16 protein-coding genes and 1 other RNA gene are annotated in these 21,041 nt (G+C 60.4%); 11 read left to right on the top strand and 6 right to left on the bottom strand.

The genetic code is table 11. The features are described 5' to 3' along the window. Positions 1 to 4: 4 nt before the first annotated feature. On the bottom strand, positions 5 to 421 hold the full coding sequence (gene menI, locus ACJ8QI_RS06805; protein ID WP_016927938.1) for a 1,4-dihydroxy-2-naphthoyl-CoA hydrolase: 417 nt from the start codon (positions 419 to 421) through the stop codon (positions 5 to 7). Next, positions 418 to 3,474: a D-2-hydroxyglutarate dehydrogenase YdiJ gene (gene ydiJ / locus ACJ8QI_RS06800; protein WP_442532256.1), complete on the bottom strand. Its 3,057-nt coding sequence runs from the start codon at positions 3,472 to 3,474 to the stop codon at positions 418 to 420. Before ydiJ ends, menI begins: the two co-directional genes overlap by 4 nt. A 245-nt stretch (positions 3,475 to 3,719) precedes the next feature. Here ydiJ and ydiK point away from each other — a divergent pair, with 245 nt between their 5' ends. Both ydiK and rprA read left to right on the top strand, forming a co-directional pair. Continuing rightward, positions 3,720 to 4,820, top strand: a complete 1,101-nt coding sequence (ydiK, locus tag ACJ8QI_RS06795; protein ID WP_055317060.1) for an AI-2E family transporter YdiK — start codon at positions 3,720 to 3,722, stop codon at positions 4,818 to 4,820. Between the two features lie 256 nt (positions 4,821 to 5,076). Further along, an RNA gene (gene rprA, locus ACJ8QI_RS06790) (antisense sRNA RprA) lies at positions 5,077 to 5,186 on the top strand. Between the two features lie 109 nt (positions 5,187 to 5,295). Here rprA and ppsA read toward each other — a convergent pair. Further along, positions 5,296 to 7,674, bottom strand: a complete 2,379-nt coding sequence (gene ppsA / locus ACJ8QI_RS06785) for a phosphoenolpyruvate synthase (RefSeq protein ID WP_060419199.1) — start codon at positions 7,672 to 7,674, stop codon at positions 5,296 to 5,298. Between the two features lie 459 nt (positions 7,675 to 8,133). Between ppsA and ppsR the strand changes: the two genes are divergently transcribed. The 9 genes from ppsR to ACJ8QI_RS06740 all read left to right on the top strand — a co-directional run bounded on the left by ppsR (position 8,134) and on the right by ACJ8QI_RS06740 (position 17,033). Further along, on the top strand, positions 8,134 to 8,994 hold the full coding sequence (gene ppsR, locus ACJ8QI_RS06780) for a posphoenolpyruvate synthetase regulatory kinase/phosphorylase PpsR (RefSeq protein ID WP_162215433.1): 861 nt from the start codon (positions 8,134 to 8,136) through the stop codon (positions 8,992 to 8,994). A 197-nt stretch (positions 8,995 to 9,191) separates the two neighbouring features. Further along, positions 9,192 to 10,238, top strand: a complete 1,047-nt coding sequence (locus ACJ8QI_RS06775) for a 3-deoxy-7-phosphoheptulonate synthase (RefSeq protein ID WP_038871025.1) — start codon at positions 9,192 to 9,194, stop codon at positions 10,236 to 10,238. A gap of 105 nt (positions 10,239 to 10,343) precedes the next feature. Then, positions 10,344 to 10,829 (top strand): glutathione peroxidase, encoded by a 486-nt coding sequence (locus ACJ8QI_RS06770; RefSeq protein WP_038871031.1) that lies wholly within the window; start codon positions 10,344 to 10,346, stop codon positions 10,827 to 10,829. A gap of 171 nt (positions 10,830 to 11,000) precedes the next feature. Beyond that, positions 11,001 to 11,183 carry a hemin uptake protein HemP gene (gene hemP / locus ACJ8QI_RS06765; protein ID WP_043141213.1) on the top strand — a complete coding sequence of 61 codons (183 nt, stop codon included), beginning with the start codon at positions 11,001 to 11,003 and terminating at the stop codon, positions 11,181 to 11,183. A 94-nt stretch (positions 11,184 to 11,277) separates the two neighbouring features. Continuing rightward, on the top strand, positions 11,278 to 13,320 hold the full coding sequence (locus ACJ8QI_RS06760; protein ID WP_060440065.1) for a TonB-dependent hemoglobin/transferrin/lactoferrin family receptor: 2,043 nt from the start codon (positions 11,278 to 11,280) through the stop codon (positions 13,318 to 13,320). 66 nt (positions 13,321 to 13,386) lie between these two features. Continuing rightward, entirely contained in the window at positions 13,387 to 14,424 is a 1,038-nt protein-coding gene (locus ACJ8QI_RS06755; protein WP_060419203.1) for a hemin-degrading factor, read from the top strand. Continuing rightward, positions 14,421 to 15,251 (top strand): heme/hemin ABC transporter substrate-binding protein, encoded by an 831-nt coding sequence (locus tag ACJ8QI_RS06750; RefSeq protein ID WP_033638352.1) that lies wholly within the window; start codon positions 14,421 to 14,423, stop codon positions 15,249 to 15,251. The genes ACJ8QI_RS06755 and ACJ8QI_RS06750 overlap by 4 nt, the downstream gene beginning before the upstream one ends. Further along, positions 15,251 to 16,255, top strand: a complete 1,005-nt coding sequence (locus tag ACJ8QI_RS06745; protein ID WP_016927948.1) for a FecCD family ABC transporter permease — start codon at positions 15,251 to 15,253, stop codon at positions 16,253 to 16,255. The genes ACJ8QI_RS06750 and ACJ8QI_RS06745 overlap by 1 nt, the downstream gene beginning before the upstream one ends. Next, positions 16,248 to 17,033: a heme ABC transporter ATP-binding protein gene (locus ACJ8QI_RS06740; protein ID WP_049198604.1), complete on the top strand. Its 786-nt coding sequence runs from the start codon at positions 16,248 to 16,250 to the stop codon at positions 17,031 to 17,033. The genes ACJ8QI_RS06745 and ACJ8QI_RS06740 overlap by 8 nt, the downstream gene beginning before the upstream one ends. A gap of 34 nt (positions 17,034 to 17,067) precedes the next feature. On the opposite strand, the gene ACJ8QI_RS06735 is transcribed toward ACJ8QI_RS06740, so the two are convergent. The 3 genes from ACJ8QI_RS06735 to ACJ8QI_RS06725 all read right to left on the bottom strand — a co-directional run bounded on the left by ACJ8QI_RS06735 (position 17,068) and on the right by ACJ8QI_RS06725 (position 21,028). After that, positions 17,068 to 18,510: a protein adenylyltransferase SelO gene (locus ACJ8QI_RS06735; protein WP_084826322.1), complete on the bottom strand. Its 1,443-nt coding sequence runs from the start codon at positions 18,508 to 18,510 to the stop codon at positions 17,068 to 17,070. Between the two features lie 260 nt (positions 18,511 to 18,770). Continuing rightward, positions 18,771 to 19,502 (bottom strand): EAL domain-containing protein, encoded by a 732-nt coding sequence (locus tag ACJ8QI_RS06730; protein WP_084826323.1) that lies wholly within the window; start codon positions 19,500 to 19,502, stop codon positions 18,771 to 18,773. Positions 19,503 to 20,014: 512 nt separating this feature from the next. Then, a complete protein-coding gene (locus ACJ8QI_RS06725) occupies positions 20,015 to 21,028 on the bottom strand; it encodes a lipoate--protein ligase A (RefSeq protein WP_060419209.1) in 1,014 nt (337 codons plus the stop codon). Positions 21,029 to 21,041: the final 13 nt, after the last annotated feature.

Genomic DNA, 21,041 nt, shown 5'->3' with positions numbered 1-21,041 from the left:
GGAATCAGTCGATGACCGCCGTGGTCAGACGCGAGGTGCAGCACAGCCGATCGCGCGCGTCGAAGATCTCGATTTGCCACACCTGATGGCGACGGCCGACGTGCAGTGCGCGACACACCCCGCGCACCTGGCCATCGAACACCGCGCGCAGGTGGTTGGCGTTGATCTCCAGCCCCACCACTTTCTGCTCGCCTTCGCTGCACAGGTAGCCGGCCATCGATCCCATCGACTCCGCCAACACCACCGATGCCCCGCCGTGCAACAGCCCGAACGGCTGCCGGGTGCGGCCATCGACCGGCATGGTGGCCTCGAGGAAATCTTCGCCCAGTTGGGTAAACTCGATGCCCACATGGCTGACCATGCAGCCGTCGCCGGCGCGGTTCAGCTGCTCCAGCGATGTTTCACGTTTCCACAATTTCACTCAATCATCTCCAGAAGTGCCTGTAATGGGTGGCGCACGCCATTGCCCTCGATGCGTTTCACCTGGCTGCGGCAGGAATAGCCGGTCGCCAGGCAGCGCTGCCGCGGCAAACGCTGCAGCGTCGGATGCCATGATAGCTCATAAATGCCGAGCGAGTTTTGCAGGTTCTTGGCTTCATGGCCGTAAGTGCCCGCCATGCCGCAGCAGCCGACGCTGACGTTCTCCAGTTTGGCGCCGAAGCGGGCGAAGATCGCCGCCCACTGTTGGCCGCTGGCCGGCAGCGCGGTGGTTTCGGTGCAGTGGCCGAACAGATACCACGGCTCGCCGGTCGCCGGCTGTTCGGCGCGATCCGCAATCCGCTGCTGCAGCCATTCATGCACCAGCTGCACCTGGAAATCGCCGCGCTCGGCGCCGAGGATCTCGCGGTATTCGTCGCGGTAGCACAGCACCAGCGCCGGATCGACGCCCACCAGCGGCATGCCGAGCTGCGCCACACGGTTGAGGAAATCGGCGGTTTTGCGCGCGGTGCGGGCAAAGCGCGTCAGGAAACCTTTCACATGCTGCGCCTTGCCGTTCGGCGAGAACGGCAGCAGCACCGGTTGATAGCCGAGCTTCTCCACCAGCCGGACAAAGTCCGCCACCACTTTGGCGTCGTAATAGCTGGTGAACGGATCCTGGACGATAAGCACGTGTTCTGCGCGCTGCTCGGCGCTTAGCCCTTCCAGCTGCTCCAGCGTCAGCGTGGTCGCGCGGTGGCCGGACAGCTGCTGACGCAGCGTCGGGCTGGACAGCAGCGGCAGATCGACCATGCCGATGGCGTTGCGGCTCATCTCCCGCAGCCACGGCTGGCGGAAGAAGAAGTTGAACACCTTCGGCGCGCGGGCCATCAACGGGGTATAGCTCTCCACGCCGGCGACCATGTAGTCGCTTACCGGGCGCAGATAGCGGGTGTGGTAGAGCTGCAGGAAGCGCGAACGGAATCCCGGCACGTCAATCTTGATCGGGCACTGGGTGGAGCAGGCCTTGCAGGCCAGGCAGCCGGACATCGCCTCTTTCACTTCGTGCGAGAAGTCATACTCGCCCTTGCCCGCGTGCCAGCTGTTGCGGGTCTTTTCGATCAAACCGCGCAGGCTGACTCGCTGCTGCGGCAACTGTTTTTCCAGCGCCAAAGGATCGACGCCCTGCTCGGCCAACAGACGCAGCCACTCGCGCACCAGCGTCGCCCGCCCTTTCGGTGAATGAATGCGGTTGCCGCTGATCTTCATCGACGGGCACATCGGGCTGCGCACGTCGAAGTTGAAGCACAGACCGTTGCCGTTACACTCCAACGCGCCGCGGAATGAGGTGCGCACCTCGACCGGGATCTGGCGATCGAAGGTGCCGCGCTTGACCGCGTCCACCTGCATCATCGGCGCATCCACCGCCAGCGGCGAACAGATCTTGCCCGGGTTCAGACGGTTATCCGGGTCGAATGCCGCCTTGATGCGGCGCAGCTCTTCATACAACGTTTCGCCGAAGAACTCAGGGCTGTATTCCGCGCGGAACCCCTTGCCATGCTCCCCCCACAGCAGGCCGCCGTATTTGGCGGTCAACGCCACCACCCGATCGGAGATTTGCTTCATCAGCACCTCCTGCTGCGGGTCGCACATGTCGAGCGCCGGGCGCACGTGCAGCACCCCGGCGTCGACGTGGCCGAACATGCCGTAGCTCAGGTGGTGGTCGTCGAGCAGTTGACGGAATTCGACGATATAGTCCGCCAGGTGTTGCGGCGGCACGCAGGTGTCCTCGGCGAACGGAATTGGCTTGGCGCGCCCTTTGGCGTTGCCCAGCAGCCCGACCGCCTTCTTGCGCATGTTGTAAATGCGCTCGATGCCGACCAGATCGCCGCAGATTTGGTAACCGATCACGCCGCCCTGCCGCTGCGCGATCAGTTCGTCCAGCCGTTGGCACAGGGTTTCCATCTGGCCGTCGATCAGCGCCCGATCGTCGCCGGCGAACTCGACGATGTTCAGCCCGAGCATCTCTTTATCCGGCACGTCGGCGATCAGTTCGTTCACCGAGTGCCAAACGATGTCTTCACGCGCCAGGTTCAGCACCTTGGAATCGATGGTTTCCACCGACAGCGCCTTGGCTTCGACCATAAAGGGTGCATTGCGCAGCGCCGAGTCGAAGGAGTCGTATTTTACGTTAACCAAACGGCGCACTTTCGGCAGCGGCGTGATGTCCAGCCGCGCCTCGGTGATAAACGCCAGCGTGCCTTCGGCGCCGGTCAGGATGCGCGTCAGATCGAAGGTTTGCAGATCGTCGCTCAGCACGTGGCGCAGATCGTAACCGGTGAGGAAGCGGTTGAGCTTGGGGAATTTTTCCAGGATCAGCGCACGCTGCTCGCGGCAGCGGTTGAGCACAGTGCGGTAGATGCGCCCTTCGGCGGTCTCTTCCAGAGCAATCGTTTCCGCCAGCGCCGTCGGCATGGCGCGGGTATCGATCATCTCACCGCCCAGCAGCACCGCCCGCAGGCCCAATACGTGATCGGAGGTTTTGCCGTACACCAGCGAGCCCTGGCCGGAGGCGTCGGTGTTGATCATGCCGCCCAGCGTGGCGCGGTTACTGGTGGACAGTTCCGGCGAGAAGAAGTAGCCGAACGGCCGCAGATATTGATTCAGCTGATCCTTGATCACCCCGGCTTCGACTTTTACCCAGCCCTGTTCGACGTTGATCTCCAGAATGCGATTCATATGGCGCGACATATCGACCACAATGCCGGTATTGAGCGACTGGCCGTTGGTGCCGGTGCCGCCGCCGCGTGGGCTGAAGGTCAGCGTCTTGAATCGCTCTTCCCCGGCCAGGCGGGCGATCAGCGCCACGTCGGCGGTGGAACGGGGGAACACCACCGCATCGGGCAACAGCTGATAGATGCTGTTGTCGGTGGCCATCGTCAGCCGGTCAGCGTAGCTGGTGGCGGTGTCGCCGTTGAATCCGTTTTGCTTCAGTGCTTCCAAAAAGTCGAGCACCCGTTGAACGAGGCCGGGCGCCTGAGAAATCTGTGGGATCATTCGCTTTTTTGACCCTGTCCGTCTATTTTTTATGCGCTGATGTACGCTGAATCGGGCCTTTAATTCAGACCCACCCTATTTTTTAGTGACACTAAAAACTAACATACTCGTTTAGTGAAGGCATTCACATTATTACCGCCCTGCGAGCGCCGCCACAGGCGGCCGCCCGGAGGTGAGAAACCGACCGACAGGCACCCCGATTCTCCGGTGCCAGGGATTTAATTGACCAGGATGAGAAGCCACTGATGCCACTCCCGCAATCGCGTTACGACTTACCGCGAATTATTTTCGGCGTGCTGTTTATCGCCATCATGATCGTCGCCTGTTTTTGGGTGATCCAACCGTTTATTCTCGGCTTCGCCTGGGCGGGCATGGTGGTGATCGCCACCTGGCCGCTGCTGCTCAAACTGCAAAAACTGCTGTGGGGCCGCCGTTCGCTGGCGGTGTTGGTCATGACCCTGCTGCTGATCCTGCTGTTCATTCTGCCAATCTCCCTGCTGATCAGCAGCGTGGTGGATAACAGCGCGCCGCTGATCGCCTGGGCCAGTTCACCGGGCAAGCTGCACATTCCCGACCTCGCCTGGCTGCAGTCCGTGCCGATGATCGGCGACAGGCTCTACACCAGCTACCACACGCTGGTTAACGCCGGCGGCGCCGCGCTGCTGGCGAAGGTGCAGCCGTACTTCGGCCAGACCGCCACCTGGTTCGTGGCGCAGGCGGCGCATATCGGCCGTCTGCTGCTGCACTGCGCGCTGATGTTGCTGTTCAGCGCATTGCTGTATGCGCGCGGCGAGCAGGTAGCGCTGGGTATCCGCCACTTTGCGGTGCGCCTCGGTTCTGCGCGCGGCGATGCGGCGGTGCTGTTGGGCGGCCAGGCGATCCGCGCCGTCGCGCTGGGCGTGGTGGTGACGGCGCTGGTGCAGTCGGTGCTGGGCGGTATCGGTCTGGCGGTGAGCGGCATTCCGGCCGCCACCCTGTTGACGATGCTGATCTTTATCTGCTGCGTGGCGCAATTGGGGCCGCTGTTGGTGCTGGTGCCGGCCATTATCTGGCTGTACTGGCATGGCGATACCACCTGGGGCACCGTGCTGCTGGTCTGGAGCTGCGTGGTAGCCACGCTGGATAACGTGCTGCGCCCGGTGCTGATCCGCATGGGCGCCGATCTGCCGCTGCTACTGATCCTGTCCGGCGTTATCGGCGGTTTGCTGGCCTTCGGCATGATTGGCCTGTTCATCGGCCCGGTGGTGTTGGCGGTATCTTATCGCCTGCTGACCGCCTGGATGAATGAAGCGCCGGAGCCGACCACCGCGCCGGAGCAAGTCATCGAAGATCTGGAAAAACGCTAATCCCCCCTTCCGCCCGCATCGTCGGGCGGAATATTTCGCCCCGTCATTATTCCTACCTCATTCGAGTAATATCTACGCCAAATATAATGCCGCCCTATATTGATTGGGCCTCGGCGAATGAAAGGTGCAATGTAAATCCCTGTTTATTGCAAGCGGCAAAAAGAGATAACGACCGCAAATAAAATGTGATGCCGCTATCGATTAGGATGATTCTTAATGACTAGTCGCGTTCAAAAATCTAGTATTATGGCCATCTATTGCTTCAAATCACTGATTTTAAAGCAACCTTTCTGAACTATGTAATGCCATACATGTGAATTGCTGTGTGTAGTCTTTGCCCATCTCCTACGGTGGGCTTTTTTTTATTCTTTGTTCGCCAAATTGATTATTTTACGCGCCGTTATTTACATTCAGAAATAAAAAGGCCGCAGCGTAAACTGCGGCCTGGCGTTAATGCCTTAGCGATGCCGAGACATTATTTCTTTTTCGACAAATTGATCCAGGTCTGCACCACGGTGTCCGGATTGAGCGACAGGCTGTCGATGCCCTGCTCCATCAGCCACTCGGCGAAGTCTTCGTGGTCGGACGGGCCCTGGCCGCAGATGCCGACGTATTTGCCGTGGCGCTTGGCCGCCTGAATCGCCATCGACAGCAGCGCTTTCACCGCCTCGTTGCGTTCGTCGAACAGCTCCGACACCACGCCGGAGTCGCGATCCAGCCCCAGCGCCAGCTGGGTCATGTCGTTGGAACCGATGGAGAAGCCGTCGAAGTGCTCGAGGAACTGATCCGCCAACAGCGCATTGGACGGGATCTCGCACATCATGATCACTTTCAGCCCGTTCTCGCCGCGCTTCAGCCCCTGACGCGCCAGCTCGGCCACCACCGCTTCCGCCTGCGCCACGGTGCGCACGAACGGCACCATGATTTCGACGTTGGTCAGCCCCATTTCGTTACGCACGCGTTTCACCGCCTCGCACTCCAGCGCGAAGCAATCGCGGAAGCTGTCGGCCACGTAACGGCCGGCACCACGGAAGCCCAGCATCGGGTTCTCTTCGTGCGGTTCATACTTGTCGCCGCCCACCAGGTTGGCGTACTCGTTGGATTTAAAGTCGGACAGACGCACGATCACGCGCTTCGGCCAGAACGCGGCGCCCAGCGTCGCGATGCCCTCGGTCAGACGGCCGACGTAGAACTCGACCGGATGATCGTAACCCTGCATCAGCGCGCGAATTTCGTTTTGCAGCGCCGGCGTCTGCTGGTCAAACTCCAGCAGCGCGCGCGGGTGCACGCCGATCATGCGGTTGATGATAAATTCCAGCCGCGCCAGGCCCACGCCTTCATTCGGCAAACGCGCGAAGTCGAAGGCGCGATCCGGGTTGCCGACGTTCATCATGATCTTCAGCGGCAGATCAGGCAGCTCGGTCACTTCGGAGCTCTGCACGCTGAAGTCCAGCATATCGCTGTAAACGAAACCGGTGTCGCCTTCCGCGCAGGAGACGGTGACTTTCTGGCCGTCTTTCAGCACGTCGGTGGCGTGGCCACAGCCCACCACCGCCGGAATGCCCAGCTCACGGGCGATGATCGCCGCGTGGCAGGTGCGCCCGCCGCGGTTGGTGACGATCGCGGCGGCTTTCTTCATGATCGGTTCCCAATCCGGGTCGGTCATGTCGGTGACCAACACGTCGCCCGGCTGGATGCGATCCATTTCGCTGATGTCGTGGATCACTTTCACCGGGCCGGCGCCGATGCGGTGGCCGATGGCGCGGCCTTCCACCAGCACCGGGCTGGAGCCGTTCAGCTGGTAGCGCTCCATGGTCTGCTCGTTGGAGCGTACGGTCTCCGGGCGTGCCTGCACGATCAGCAGCTTGCCGGTATGGCCGTCTTTCGCCCACTCGATATCCATCGGGCGACCGTAATGTTTTTCGATCAGGATCGCCTGCTGCGCCAGCGCCTGCACTTCTTCATCCGTCAGCGAGAAACGGCTGCGCTGCGCTTCCGGCACGTCTTCGATGCGCACCTGCTTGCCGTGATCCTGCGACGGTGCGTACACCATGCGGATCTTTTTCGAGCCCAGGTTGCGGCGCACGATCGCCGGCTTGCCGTTTTGCAGCGTCGGTTTGTGCACGTAGAACTCATCCGGGTTCACCGCGCCCTGCACCACCATTTCGCCCAGGCCGAAGGCAGAGGTGATGAATACCACCTGATCAAAGCCGGACTCAGTGTCGATGGTGAACATCACGCCCGAGGAGGCCAGATCGGAGCGCACCATCCGCTGTACACCCGCCGACAGCGCCACGCCGCGGTGGTCATAGCCCTGATGCACGCGATACGAGATGGCGCGGTCGTTGAACAGCGACGCGAACACGTGCTTGATCGCCACCATCACGGCGTCGATGCCCTGCACGTTGAGGAAGGTTTCCTGCTGGCCGGCAAAGGACGCGTCCGGCATGTCTTCCGCCGTGGCGGAGGAGCGCACCGCAAAAGAGGCTTCCGGTTCGCCATCGGCGAGCTGTTGGTAAGCCTGATGAATTTCACGTTCGAACTCGGCGTGGAACGGCGTGTCGATCACCCATTGGCGGATCTGGGCGCCGGCCTTGGCCAGTTGTGCAACGTCGTCAACGTCGGTCTGATCCAGTAGCTGATAGATGCGCTGGTTAACACCGCTTTGTTCGAGGAAATCGTTAAACGCCTGTGCGGTGGTGGCAAAACCGTTTGGCACGGCCACGCCCAAATCGGAAAGATTGGTGATCATTTCACCGAGGGAGGCGTTTTTGCCGCCGACACGGTCAACGTCGTGCATGCCAAGCTGGTTGTACCAAAGCACATTACGCAAGTCTGGGCCATTGTTGGACATCGAGACAATCCTTATTGCTATCAGTAGGGTAAAGACGGATTTAATTCGCTTGCTTTACGGCGCCGCTAACACGGAGCCGAATCAGACTAGCACACTGATCTGGGGAAAATGGAAAGGTGAATCGATCAACCCACTGAAGAAAGTGGTTTTTAAGAGAATGTCCTAACCGGCTGATTTGCCTGGGAACCGTTCCCAATCGCACGATAAGCTTAATTCTCAACAAATTACGTTCTTTTTAAACTTCTGTTTTAATGACCACGCAAACGCTACCGTTTTTGGTGAAAATAGCGGCAAATTTGCGTTTCGGATCGAAAAGCGTCGCTGCGCCACGATTTTTACCGTCGTCAAAATGCACTTTTCTTCACGCGCCGCCGCAAGGCGGTTTACCGCCCCGCCGTCACAATTTTTTCCCTCGCCCCTTTACCGGCGAATCGTCTGCGGCTCATGATATTGGCAGTGATGACAGCAGGAACACCGTTCTCAGGTAAGGAGCCTCGGGTGGAAAGAAGCGTTTTTTATATTTCGGATGGTACGGCGATCACCGCCGAAGTGCTGGGGCACGCGGTGCTGTCGCAGTTCCCGGTCACAGCGACCACGTACACCTTGCCGTTTGTCGAAACCGAGGCCCGCGCACGCGCAGTTCGCCAACAAATCGATGATATCTATAATGAAACCGGCGTGCGGCCGCTGGTGTTTTACTCCATCATCTCGCCGGAAGTGCGAGATGTGATCGTCCAGAGCCAGGGCTTTTGCCAGGATATCGTGCAGGCGCTGGTCGGCCCGCTGCAGGGCGAGCTGGACGTAGAACCGACGCCGGTGCCGAACCGCACCCACGGCCTGACCGCCAGCAACCTCGGCAAGTATGATGCGCGCATCGCCGCCATCGACTATACCCTGGCGCACGATGACGGCATTTCGCTGCGCAACCTCGATCAGGCGCAGGTGATCCTGCTCGGCGTGTCGCGCTGCGGCAAAACCCCCACCAGCCTCTATCTGGCGATGCAGTTCGGCATCCGCGCCGCCAACTATCCGTTTATCGCCGACGATATGGACAATTTGCACCTGCCGGCTTCGCTGAAACCGTTTCAGCATAAATTATTCGGCCTGACCATCGATCCGGAGCGCCTGGCGGCGATCCGCGAAGAGCGGCGCGAAAACAGCCGCTACGCCTCATTGCGCCAGTGCCGCATGGAGATCGCCGAGGTCGAGGCGCTGTTCCGCAAAAACCAGATCCGCTATCTCAATACCACCAACTATTCGGTCGAAGAGATCTCCACCAAAATCCTCGATATCCTCGGCATGAGCCGCCGCATGTTCTGATCTTTTCCTCGCGGGGCCGTCGCGCCCCGCCGCCTGCCGTTTATTTCAGCAGCAGCTGATTTTTTTGTGCTTTTTTTCGCGGCTTTGATCAACAGAACGCAATCTCTACGGTTGAATTCAGCGCTTTTTGCGTTATTGTGATCGCCATCACTTCCCGGCACTCCTGCCGCAGAGAAGAACAGTTTCCAGGGAACAACATGTACAAAACAGATGAACTGCGGACCGCGCGCATCGACAGCCTCGTCACGCCGCAAGCGTTGGCAGACAAGCTGCCGATCTCGGCGGCCGTCGCCGATAACGTGACAGCGTCACGAAAACGCATTGAAAAAATCCTCACCGGTGAAGACCGCCGCCTGTTGGTGGTGATCGGCCCCTGCTCCATCCACGATCTCGACGCCGCCGTCGATTACGCCGGCCGGCTGAACGCCCTGCGCGAACGCTACCAGGATCGTCTGGAAATCGTGATGCGCACCTACTTCGAAAAACCGCGCACCGTCGTCGGCTGGAAAGGCCTGATCTCCGATCCGGCGCTGGACGGCACCTTCCAGGTCAACCGCGGCATCGAAATGGCGCGCCGCCTGCTGCTGGAAGTGAACCAGCTCGGCCTGCCGACCGCCACCGAATTCCTGGACATGGTGGTCGGCCAATACATCGCCGATCTCATCAGCTGGGGTGCCATCGGCGCACGCACCACCGAAAGCCAGATCCACCGTGAAATGGCCTCGGCGCTCTCCTGCCCGGTCGGCTTCAAAAACGGCACCGACGGCAACACCCGCATCGCCATCGACGCCATTCGTGCGGCGCGCGCCGGGCACATGTTCCTGTCGCCGGACAAACATGGCCAGATGACCATCTACCAGACCAGCGGCAACCCGTATGGCCACATCATCATGCGCGGTGGCAAAACGCCGAACTACCACGCCAGCGACATCGCTACCGCCTGCGACAGCCTGCGCGAGTTCGATCTGCCGGAGCACCTGGTGATCGACTTCAGCCACGGCAACTGCCAGAAGATGCACCGCCGCCAGCTGGAAGTGGCCGACAACGTTTGCCAACAGATCCGCGCAGGCTCCGCCGCCATCACCGGCGTGATGGCGGAAAGCTTCCTGGTGGAAGGCACGCAGAAAATCGTCGCCGGCCAGCCGCTGACCTATGGCCAGTCGATCACCGATCCTTGCCTGAGCTGGTCCGACAGCGAACAGCTGTTGGCGATGCTGGCGGATGCGGTCGATAGCCGTTTCTGACGCAACCTGGGCCGGGGCTTCGCCCCGGCTTTATCCCTCCCGCCCCGCTCATCTATACTGATTGCAACCTCTTTGCACCCGCCGAAACGCACCTGGAGCCCCGGCATGATTCACTCTCTGTTATCCATCCCCTGCGTCACGCTGCAGGGCGAGCAAAAAACGCTGGGCGATTTCCCGGCGCGCGCTTATCTGGTGGTCAACACCGCCAGCAAATGCGGCTTCACCCCGCAATACCGCGGGCTGGAAAATTTGTGGCAATACTATCGCGAACGCGGCCTGGTGGTGCTCGGCTTCCCCTGCAACCAGTTTGGTTCTCAGGAGCCGGGCAGCCCGCTGGAGATCGCCAACTTTTGCAGCCTCAACTACGGCGTCAGTTTCCCTCTGTTCAGCAAGATAGACGTTAACGGCCCCGGCGCGCACCCGCTGTTCAATGAGCTGAAACGCCTGGCGCCCGGCATTTTGGGTAGCCGCCGCATCAAGTGGAATTTCACCAAGTTTCTGCTTACCGCCGACGGCCAGCGCGTCACGCGCTTTGCGCCGATCACCAAGCCCGAACGTCTGTTTGACCGCATCGAAACCCTGCTGAAATAACGCCCCTTTTTTACGGGCCGAGTGCGCTCGGCCCGCCGCCGGATGTCCGTTCGACAAAAAGGTTCCATCGGTAAGAAAATTTTCCTTGATGTAACCTTTCCTTCACATGATAATGATTCTCAGTTTGATATTAATTACCATTTAATGGTCTGTTTTATAAGCACAATGATGATGGATACTGCCAACACGCCTACCCCCGCCGCCGCGGCCCCGACCGAGCACAGCGCAAACGCGCCGCCCAGCTACGACAGCGCACAGCTGCTCGGCACCGACGGCATCGCGTTCATTACCCATCAGGGCCAGCGCTATCAGCTACGGCAGACCAAAGCCGGGAAATTGATCCTGACCAAATAACCACAGAATCCTCAAACGCCAGCCACCCCGATCTTTTGATCCAGGCAGCCAGCAAATCTATTGATATGTTTTATTACATACGGAGAGTTGCACCATGCCTCTGACATTTTCCACCCGGCTGCGTTTTTCCGCTTTGAGTCTGGCGATTGCCTGCGCTCTGCCTACGGTGGCCTTGGCACAAAACACCAGCACAACATCCTCTTCCAACGCGGCGCCGGCTAAAAAAGCCAAAGCCGCCGACGAGACCATGACGGTGGTCGCCACCGGTAACCAACGCAGCAGCTTTGAAGCGCCGATGATGGTCACGGTCATCGAAGGCAACTCGCCGGAAAGCCAGACTGCCACCTCGGCCGCCGATATGCTGCGCCGCGTGCCGGGCATCACCGTCAACGGCACCGGGCGCAGCAACGGTCAGGACGTAACGATGCGCGGCTACGGCAAAAACGGCGTGCTGACGCTGGTCGACGGCATCCGCCAGGGTACCGATACCGGCCACATCGGCGGCACCTTCCTCGATCCGGCGCTGGTCAAGCGCATTGAAATCGTGCGCGGCCCCTCTGCGTTGCTGTACGGCAGCGGCGCACTGGGCGGCGTCATCGCCTACGAGACCGTCGATGCCGCCGATCTGCTGCTGCCGGGCCACGATACCGGGTTCCGCGTCTACGGCACCGCCGGCACCGGCGATCACAGCTTGGGCATGGGCGCCAGCGCTTACGGCAAGACCGATAACCTCGACGGCCTGCTGTCGTTCGGCACCCGCGACGTCGGCAATCTGCGTCAGGGCAACGGCTTCGATGCGCCAAACGACGAAACCATCAGCAACGTGCTGGCCAAAGGCACCTGGAAAATCGACGACAATCAGTCATTGAGCGGCGATCTGCGCTACTACAACAACAGCGCCCAGGAGCCGAAAAACCCGCAGACGCCGGGCAGCTCGAGCGGCAACCCGATGACCAACCGCTCCACCATCCAGCGCGATGCCGCTCTGAGCTATAAGCTCAAGCCGGTCGGCCAGGATTGGCTGGACGCCACCGCGAAACTGTACACCTCGGAAGTCAAAATCAATGCGCACAACGCCGGTGCGACCGACGAATTCCGCAAGCAGACCACCAACGGCGGCAAGCTGGAAAACCGCACGCGTCTGTTCGCCGACAGCTTTGCGTCACACCTGCTGACCTACGGCTCCGAGGTCTATGAACAGAAACAGCAGCCGGGCGGCGCCACCACCAGCTTCCCGCAGGCCAAGATCAACTTCGCCTCCGGCTGGCTGCAGGATGAAATCACGCTGCGCGACATTCCGATCACCGTGCTGGCCGGCACGCGCTACGACGATTACAAAGGCAGCAGCCAGGGCCACGAAGACGTCAAGGCCGACAAATGGTCGTCCCGCGGCGCCCTGAGCTACTCGCCGACCGACTGGCTGATGCTGTTCGGCTCCTATTCCCAGGCCTTCCGTGCTCCGACCATGGGCGAGATGTACAACGATTCGCGCCACTTCCCCGGTAACTATTGGGTGCCTAATCCGAATCTGCGGCCGGAAACCACCAGCACCACCGAAGCCGGTTTCGGCCTGCGCTTCGACGACCTGCTGCTGGCGGATGACAGCCTGCAATTCAAGGCCAGTTACTTCGATACCGACGCCAAAGACTACATCTTCATGTATGTCACTCGTACGCAGACCGCCTCAGCGAATATCTCTCGCGCCAAGATTTGGGGTTGGGACACCTCGCTGAACTACCAGACCAAGTGGTTTAACTGGGATCTGGCTTACAACCGCACACGCGGCAAGGACAAGTCTCGCAATGGCGAATTGAACGCGAAAAGCGGCGATTGGCTGGCCGACATCAGCCCGGATACCGTCACCAGCTCGCTGGACGTGCCGCTGGGCGAAACCGGTCTGTCCGCCGGCTGGGTCGCCACTTTCGCCGAACGCGCCACCCGCGTACAAACGGGGATGCCGGAGCAAGGTGGCTACGGCGTCAACGATTTCTATCTGAGCTACAAGGGCCGCGATCGGCTGCAGGGCATGACCACCACCGTGGTGCTGGGCAACGCCTTTGACAAAGAATATTACTCGCCGCAGGGCGTCCCGCAGGATGGCCGCAACGCCAAACTGCTGGTCAGCTACCAGTGGTAATCATTTGACTATCTGGCGGACAACCCGGTTGTCCGCCGTTCGCATTACAGCGCAGGAGAATCCCGCATGAGCAATACCCTATACGAACGCTACCAACAGGCTAAAATCGATCACCCCGGCAAATACGCCCGCGATCTGGCGGCGATCCTCGGCGTCAGCGAAGCGGAGCTAACGCACGCCCGCGTCGGCCACGACACTCGCCGCCTGCAGGCCGACGCGCGCACCCTGCTGACCGAGCTTGAGCAGGTCGGCGTCACCAAGTCCATCACCCGCAACAGCTATGCGGTGCATGAGCAGATGGGCCGCTACCGCAACCAGCACCTCAACGGCCACGCCGGGCTGATCCTCAACCCGCGCGAGCTGGATCTGCGCCTGTTCCTCAACCACTGGACCAGCGTTTTCGCCATGAGCGAAACCAACAAGCGCGGCGTGCGCCACAGCATCCAGTTCTTCGACCAACAGGGCGATGCGCTGCACAAGGTCTACACCACCGAAGAGACCGATCTGCCGGCCTGGATGGCACTGGTGGAACGCCACCTGAGCGAAGAAAACCCGGCGCTGGCGCTGCAGCCCGCCGAGGCGAGCACTGCGGATGAAACGACGCAAGATCATGCCAAAATCGACGGTGAATGGCGCGCGATGACCGACGTTCACCAGTTCTTCCAGCTGCTCAGCCGCAACAAACTGACGCGCCAGCAGGCGTTCCGCGCCGTCGGCGACGATCTGGCCTATCAGGTGGACAACAGCGCGCTGTCGCAGCTGCTGGAAGCAGCGCAGCAGCAGCAGAACGAGATCATGATCTTCGTCGGCAACCGCGGCTGCGTGCAGATCTTCACCGGCCAGATCGAACGTTTGATGCCGCAGGAAGGCTGGATCAACGTGTTCAACCGCCGCTTCACGCTGCACCTGATCGAAGACGCCATCGCCGAAAGCTGGATCACCCGCAAACCGACCAAAGACGGCATCGTCACCAGCCTGGAGCTGTTCGCCGCCGATGGCACGCAGATTGCGCAGCTGTATGGCCAGCGTACCGAAGGGCAGCCGGAACAAACCCAGTGGCGCGAGCAGGTTGCCGCGCTCGCCGTCAAGGACATCGCCGCATGAAATCTTCCTTGATCCGCCGCCTGGCGTTGATGATGTCGCTGGCGCTGCCGCTCACCGCTGCGGCGGCGCAGCGCATCGTCTCGATCGGCGGCGACGTGACGGAAATCGCCTTCGCGCTCGGCGCCGGCGACGAAGTGATCGCCCGCGACAGCACCAGTCTGCATCCGGAAGCGGTGAAAAAGCTGCCGGACGTCGGCTATATGCGCCAGCTGAACGCCGAAGGCATTTTGGCGCTGAAGCCGACGCTGGTGCTGACAACCGAGCTGGCACAGCCGGCGCTGGTGCTCAAACAGCTGGCGGACAGCGGCGTCAACGTGGTCAGCGTGCCGGGTGACACCACCCTGCAGGCGGTGCCGCAGAAAATCGCTACGATTGCCGCTGCGCTGCAGCGCGTTGAGCAAGGCAAACAGCTGAGCGAGCGCTATCGACAACAGCTGGCGGCGGTCGATACCTCCCCGCTGCCGGTCAAGGTGCTGTTCGTGATGAGCCACGGCGGCATCACGCCGATGGCCGCCGGGCAACACACCGCCGCCGACGCAGTGATTGCCGCCGCCGGCCTGAAAAACGCCATGCAGGGCTTTGACCGCTACCGTCCGCTGTCGCAGGAAGGCGTCATCGCCAGCGCGCCGGATCTGTTGCTGGTCACTACCGACGGCGTGCGCACCCTCGGCGGCGAACAGCAGCTGTGGACGCTGCCGGGCCTGGCGTTGACGCCGGCGGGCAAGCAGCGCCGCGTGCTGATCGTCGATGACATGGCGCTGCTGGGCTTCGGTCTGGAAACGCCGGCGGCGCTGGCCAAACTGCGCCACGCGGCGGAGCAAAAGTAATGCGCTGTCGCACCTCGCCTCAGTTGGCCATCATCGGTCTGCTGGTGTTGCTGACGCTGCTGGCGCTGGTCGCCGCCAACCTGGGCGCGCTGACGCTGTCGTTTCGCACCCTGTGGCGCGAACCTTTCAGCGACGCCGCCTGGCACATCTGGTTGAACATCCGCCTGCCGCGCGTGCTGCTGGCGGTGGTGATCGGCTGCGCGCTGGCGGTATCCGGTGCGGTGATGCAGGGGCTGTTCCGCAACCCGCTGGCGGATCCGAGCCTGCTGGGCATCAGCAGCGGCGGCGCGCTGTTTGTCGCCCTGTTCATCGTGATGCCGCTGGCGTTGCCGGTGACGATCGCGCTGTACGGCCATATGCTGGCGGCGTTCCTCGGCAGCCTGCTGGTATCGCTATTGATCTACGGCATCAGCCGCAGCGGGCACGGCAATCTGTCGCGGCTGCTGCTGGCAGGCATCGCCATCAACGCCCTGTGCATGGCGGCCATCGGCGTGCTCTCTTACGTCAGCAGCGATCAACAGCTGCGCCAGTTCTCGCTGTGGATGATGGGCAGCCTCAGCCAGTCACAGTGGCCGACGCTGGCGGTTTCCGCCTCGCTGATCCTGCCTACGGCGCTGCTGACGCTGCTGCAGGCGCGCCGGCTGAACCTGTTGCAGTTGGGGGACGAAGAGGCCCACTACCTCGGGGTGAACGTCCAGCGCGCCAAGCTGCAGCTGCTGTTGCTGAGCGCCTTGCTGATCGGCGCGGCGGTAGCGATGAGCGGCGTGATCGGCTTTGTCGGTTTGGTGGTGCCGCATCTGGTGCGCATGCGCCTCGGCGGCGATCACCGCTGGCTGCTGCCCTGCTCCGCGCTGGGCGGCGCCTGCCTGCTGCTGGTCAGCGATACGCTGGCGCGCACGCTGGTGGCGCCGGCCGAAATGCCGGTGGGGTTGATGACCAGCCTGATCGGCGGTCCTTACTTCTTGTGGCTGGTGATGCGCCAGCGGGAGCGAACCGGTGGATAACGCCGCCTGTCTGACGGCCCGAGAGCTGCGCTACAGCCTCGGTGCGCGCCGCCTGATCAACGACGTTTCGCTCAGCCTCGCCGGCGGCGAAATGGTGGCGATTATCGGCCCTAACGGCGCCGGCAAATCGACGCTGCTGCGCTTGCTGACCGGCTATTTGACGCCGGACTGCGGCGAATGTCGCCTGCTTGATCGCCCGCTGGAACAGTGGGCGCCGCAGCAGTTGGCCAAAGTCCGAGCCGTGATGCGCCAGTACAGCGATCTGGCGTTTCCGTTCAGCGTGGAGGAAGTGGTCAGCATGGGGCGGGCGCCGCACGGCAAACGCGACGAGCATCAGGCGATCCAACAGGTGATGGCGCAGACCGACTGCCTGGCGCTGGCGCAGCGCGACTACCGCCAACTGTCCGGCGGCGAACAGCAGCGGGTACAGCTGGCGCGGGTGTTGGCGCAGCTGTGGCAACCGCAGCCGTCTCCCGCCTGGCTATTTCTCGACGAGCCGACCTCGGCGCTGGATCTGTACCACCAGCAGCACACTTTGCGCCTGCTGCGTTCGCTGACGCGCCAACAGCCGCTGGGCGTCTGCTGCGTGCTGCACGATCTTAATCTGGCCGCACTGTACGCCGATAGGATCCTGCTGCTGCATCAGGGGCGTCTGGTGGCGAGCGGCACGCCGCAGGAGGTGTTGCAGACGGAGATCCTCACCCGCTGGTATCAGGCCGATCTCGGCGTGGTGCATCATCCCGAAGTGTCGCTGCCGCAGGTCTACCTGCGTCAATAACGTCAAGGGCGCCATTAAGCGCCCTTTTTTCATCTCAGCTGGAGCAGGAAATCTCCAGATGTTTGCCCCAGTCCGGCGGCAGCACGGCGAGATCGTCATATTCCGGCGCATCGTCGAACGGCCGCAGCAGGGCCTGATGCAACCGCTGCAAACGGCCCACGTCGTCTTGCTCCGCGTCTTCAATCGCCTGCTGCGCCAGATAGTTGCGCAGGATCAGGCGCGGGTTCACCGCCTTCATCGCCCGTTGCCGTTCCTCATCGCTCACCTGCTCCTGCTGCAAACGCTGACGATACTGCTGATACCAGGAATCGAACGCCGCGCGGTCGATAAACTCGTCGCGCAGCGGCGACTGCGCCTGTTGCTGTTCAGTGTCGCTCAACAGGCGGAACGTGCGGGTATAGTCCCGCCCTTCCTGCGCCATCAGGCTCAACAGCCCGGTGAGCACGTCATTGTCCTGCGCCGTCGGCGTGAAGAAGCCGAGTTTAGCGCGCATCTGTTCGCCGTAGGCGCGCATCAGCGCCGGTTCATACGCCGCCAGCGCCTGCTGCAGCTGTTCAGTGGTCATCAGCCCCGACAGGGTCTGCGCCAGGCGATGCAGGTTCCACAGCGCCACCGCCGGCTGATTGTCGAAGGCGTAACGCCCCTGATGGTCGGAGTGATTGCAGACATAACCGGGCTGATAGTCATCGAGGAAGCCGTAAGGGCCGTAGTCAATGGTGATGCCGAGAATCGACATGTTGTCGGTGTTCATCACGCCGTGAGCGAAACCGACGGTTTGCCAATGGGCGATCAGGCGCGCCGTCCGTTCCACCACGTCGGTAAACCACAGCAGGTAACGTTCAGCCTGATCCTGCAGCTGCGGCCAGTGACGGGCAATGACGAAATCCGCCAACTGCCGCACCTGCTCCGGCTGTTTGCGGTAGTAAAAGTGCTCGAAGTGGCCGAAGCGCACGTGGCTTTCCGCCACCCGCATCAGCATGGCGCCGCGTTCCGGCTGCTCGCGGAACACCGGCTGCCGGCTGGTCACGATGGTCAACGCCCGGGTGGTCGGGATCCCCAGATGATGCAGCGCCTCGGAGGCCAGAAACTCGCGGATCACCGAACGCAGCACCGCGCGGCCGTCCCCCATACGCGAATATGGCGTCAGCCCGGCGCCCTTCAGGTGCCAGTCGCGGTGGCTGCCGTCCGCCAGGACCTGTTCGCCCAGTAAAATGCCGCGGCCATCCCCCAGCTGCCCGGCCCATACGCCAAACTGGTGGCCACTGTACACCTGTGCCAACGGCTGCATGCCGGGCAGCAGCGTTTCTCCCGCCCAAATGGGGGTTTTATCCTGGGTAAACCAACTTTCATCCAGCCCCAGCTCGCGCGCCAGCGGCTCGCTGTGGTACAGCAGGCGCGCATCCTTGAGCGGCGTCGGGTTCAGGGCGGTGTAGAAACCGGGTAACTGTTGGTAGTAAGCGTTATCGAACTGCGGCATAGGCCCTCCGTTTCAGCGTAGTGTAGAGCCTGGACGGGCGGATTAACACCGAAGGAATGCAGGGAGAACGCATCCGCCTGTCGCCAGGACGGATGCGGGGAGTTTGGCGTTTCCACCTGGCGGAGGAAACGCGGTTTAACGCGGGCTGACAAAACGGTGTCATCAGCCAAAAAACGATGGCGAATAACGGCGACGGAATCACGGCAAACATCACCCCGCGCATTATTTACCTCATTGTGTGTAGTTTTTTATATCACTTCTTAATTATTGAACTCGCTGGGCTTCGCCAGCAAAGCTTGCAGATTATCCACACCAACGCTGGGCCATAAAAAACCTTGCAGGCCTAAAACACCGGCGTATCTGAGTTTATTAAAGTACTCTTTTTTCTCTATTCCTCCGACGATCACGCCTTTACACAACAGGTTGATATTCTTTAACAACGAGTCGATGACCACGTCATACCCCTGATGGGTAAACAGCTGCCAGTAAAAACGCTTGTCTATCTTTACATAGTCAAACAAACCATCATACAGCGCGGTCAAGGTGGCTTTACCGGAACCGAAATCATCGAGCCACAGCGTAAACATTTCGCTTAATCGCTGCACGTTCGGGTTGTTCTTCCCGGCCGAAAGATTCGGAAAACTCTCACTCATTTCGAATGCAATAAAAGGATATTGCCTGATCCATTGGCACAATGCCGGATCGGAAAGAATAAGTTCGACGATGGTTTCTTCGATATTGATGGTCAACTGCACGCTGTTACCGGTAAACCAGCCCGCGTGCCGCTCCGCAAGTTTCAATTGCTCATTAAATAACTCAATCCTTTGTTCAGGCGCCAATAAATTAATCCCAATTTCGGCCGGCATGGCTAAATCACCGTCGAGACTGTTGAAACGGCTCAACATTTCCACCGCCAACAGCCTGCCCTCCATTGAGTAAACAGGTTGAAAAACATAGCTACTAATAAAGTCAGCTTCGAGTTGGATGTTCATTTTAATGCCACAGGATGAATGGCTAGCGTATCATCGTATATCAATATATTTTATCGATCAATCCTTCTGGGATTAATCGGAAATATCAATGCAAATACCCATGAAATATCATTTAATTGATAGATTAAAGCTATACGACAATCGCGAAAGGCGCAAAAGAAAAGCAGCTGAACTTATGCCACCTTTCTCGCCTAACGCGTGATATGAAAAGGTATTTGGCTTAAGTGGATTGGATGACGGGCTAAATTTGACTTATCTCCGTTGTTTTATTTAAGAAAAATCTTAAATAAAGTAAAATAATCTTTCTGCCGTAACGCCGATTTTTCCTGTCGTTAACGATGACTGATTAAATTTAATAACACATCAATTCCGCCCGTTATTCTCAGCATTGAAAACGTAAAAAAATGCCCACCTTGATTTTCAGAAAATCTGCGCTACGCCCCTGCGAAACGTCGATTTCAGCGATAAAAAAAGGGATGAGCACGCTCATCCCCTTCACCATCCCATACCGGCTAACGGATCGTTTCGCTCAGCCATTGCCGCAGTTCGGTCAATTCCGCCGCCTGTTGCGGATAATCCGCCATCAGCCGATCGCAGCAAGCGGCAACGGGCTCGCTGCGATACGCGCAGCCCACCAGCGCTTCCGCCAGCCGTTGCAGCGGGGCGGGATTCAGGCTGTCGGTGAACACCTGCGCGCGAACAATCGTTCCCTTCTCCACGTCGAAGAACAGATCCACGCCGCCCCAGACGAAGCGCTCGTTAAGCAGATGGCTGAACGCCGGCGCCTTGCCGAAATTCCATTCCCAACTGCTCTGTTTGGCGAACTGCGCGGCAAAATCGGGCAAATCAGGGAATACGTCCGGCGAAATGATCTCCGGCTCGGCCGTCTCGCCATAGTGGGCAAAAAAGGCCTGCACGATGGCTTCGCACACCTGTTCATGGCTGATACCCGGCAAAAACTCCGCCAAATTGGCGACGCGCGAACGCACCGAGGTGATGCCCTTGGCCTGCAGCTTTTTGGGATCGGGATTGAGGTAGTCTGCCAGCCGCTCCAGATCGGCGTTCAGCAGCAGCGTGCCGTGGTGGAAACCACGGTCCTGGGTTTCTCGATAGGCCGAGCCGGATATTTTGCGCGGCCCGTCGGCGGTTTCCATCACCAGATCGTTGCGCCCCGACGCGCCGGCCGTGACGCCCAGCTGCCGCAGCGCTTGCAGAATGATGTCGGTCGAGACGCTTTTGTCGTAACCCGGTTTGCCGGCCATAAAGGTGAAACAGGTGTTGCCCAGGTCGTGAAATACCGCCCCACCGCCGCTGCTGCGCCGCGCCAGCCGAATGCCGTCCTGCTCCATGCGCCGGGTGTTGCACTCCTTCCAGGGGTTCTGCGACTGGCCAATCACCACCGTTTCGGCATTGCGCCACAGAAAGAGGATTTTTTGCGTGGTCATCTCGCGGAAGATGCACTCTTCCACCGCCAGGTTAAACCAGGGATCGTAGGAATCGGAGATCAGTAAACGCAGGCTGTTCATGGCAGGCACCGTT

The organism is Serratia sp. CY84636 (assembly GCF_052166245.1).
In the GTDB taxonomy this organism is placed as follows: domain Bacteria; phylum Pseudomonadota; class Gammaproteobacteria; order Enterobacterales; family Enterobacteriaceae; genus Serratia; species Serratia nevei.
Note: the sequence above shows the minus strand (reverse complement) of the source record. Positions and strands in the feature narration are given on the sequence as shown.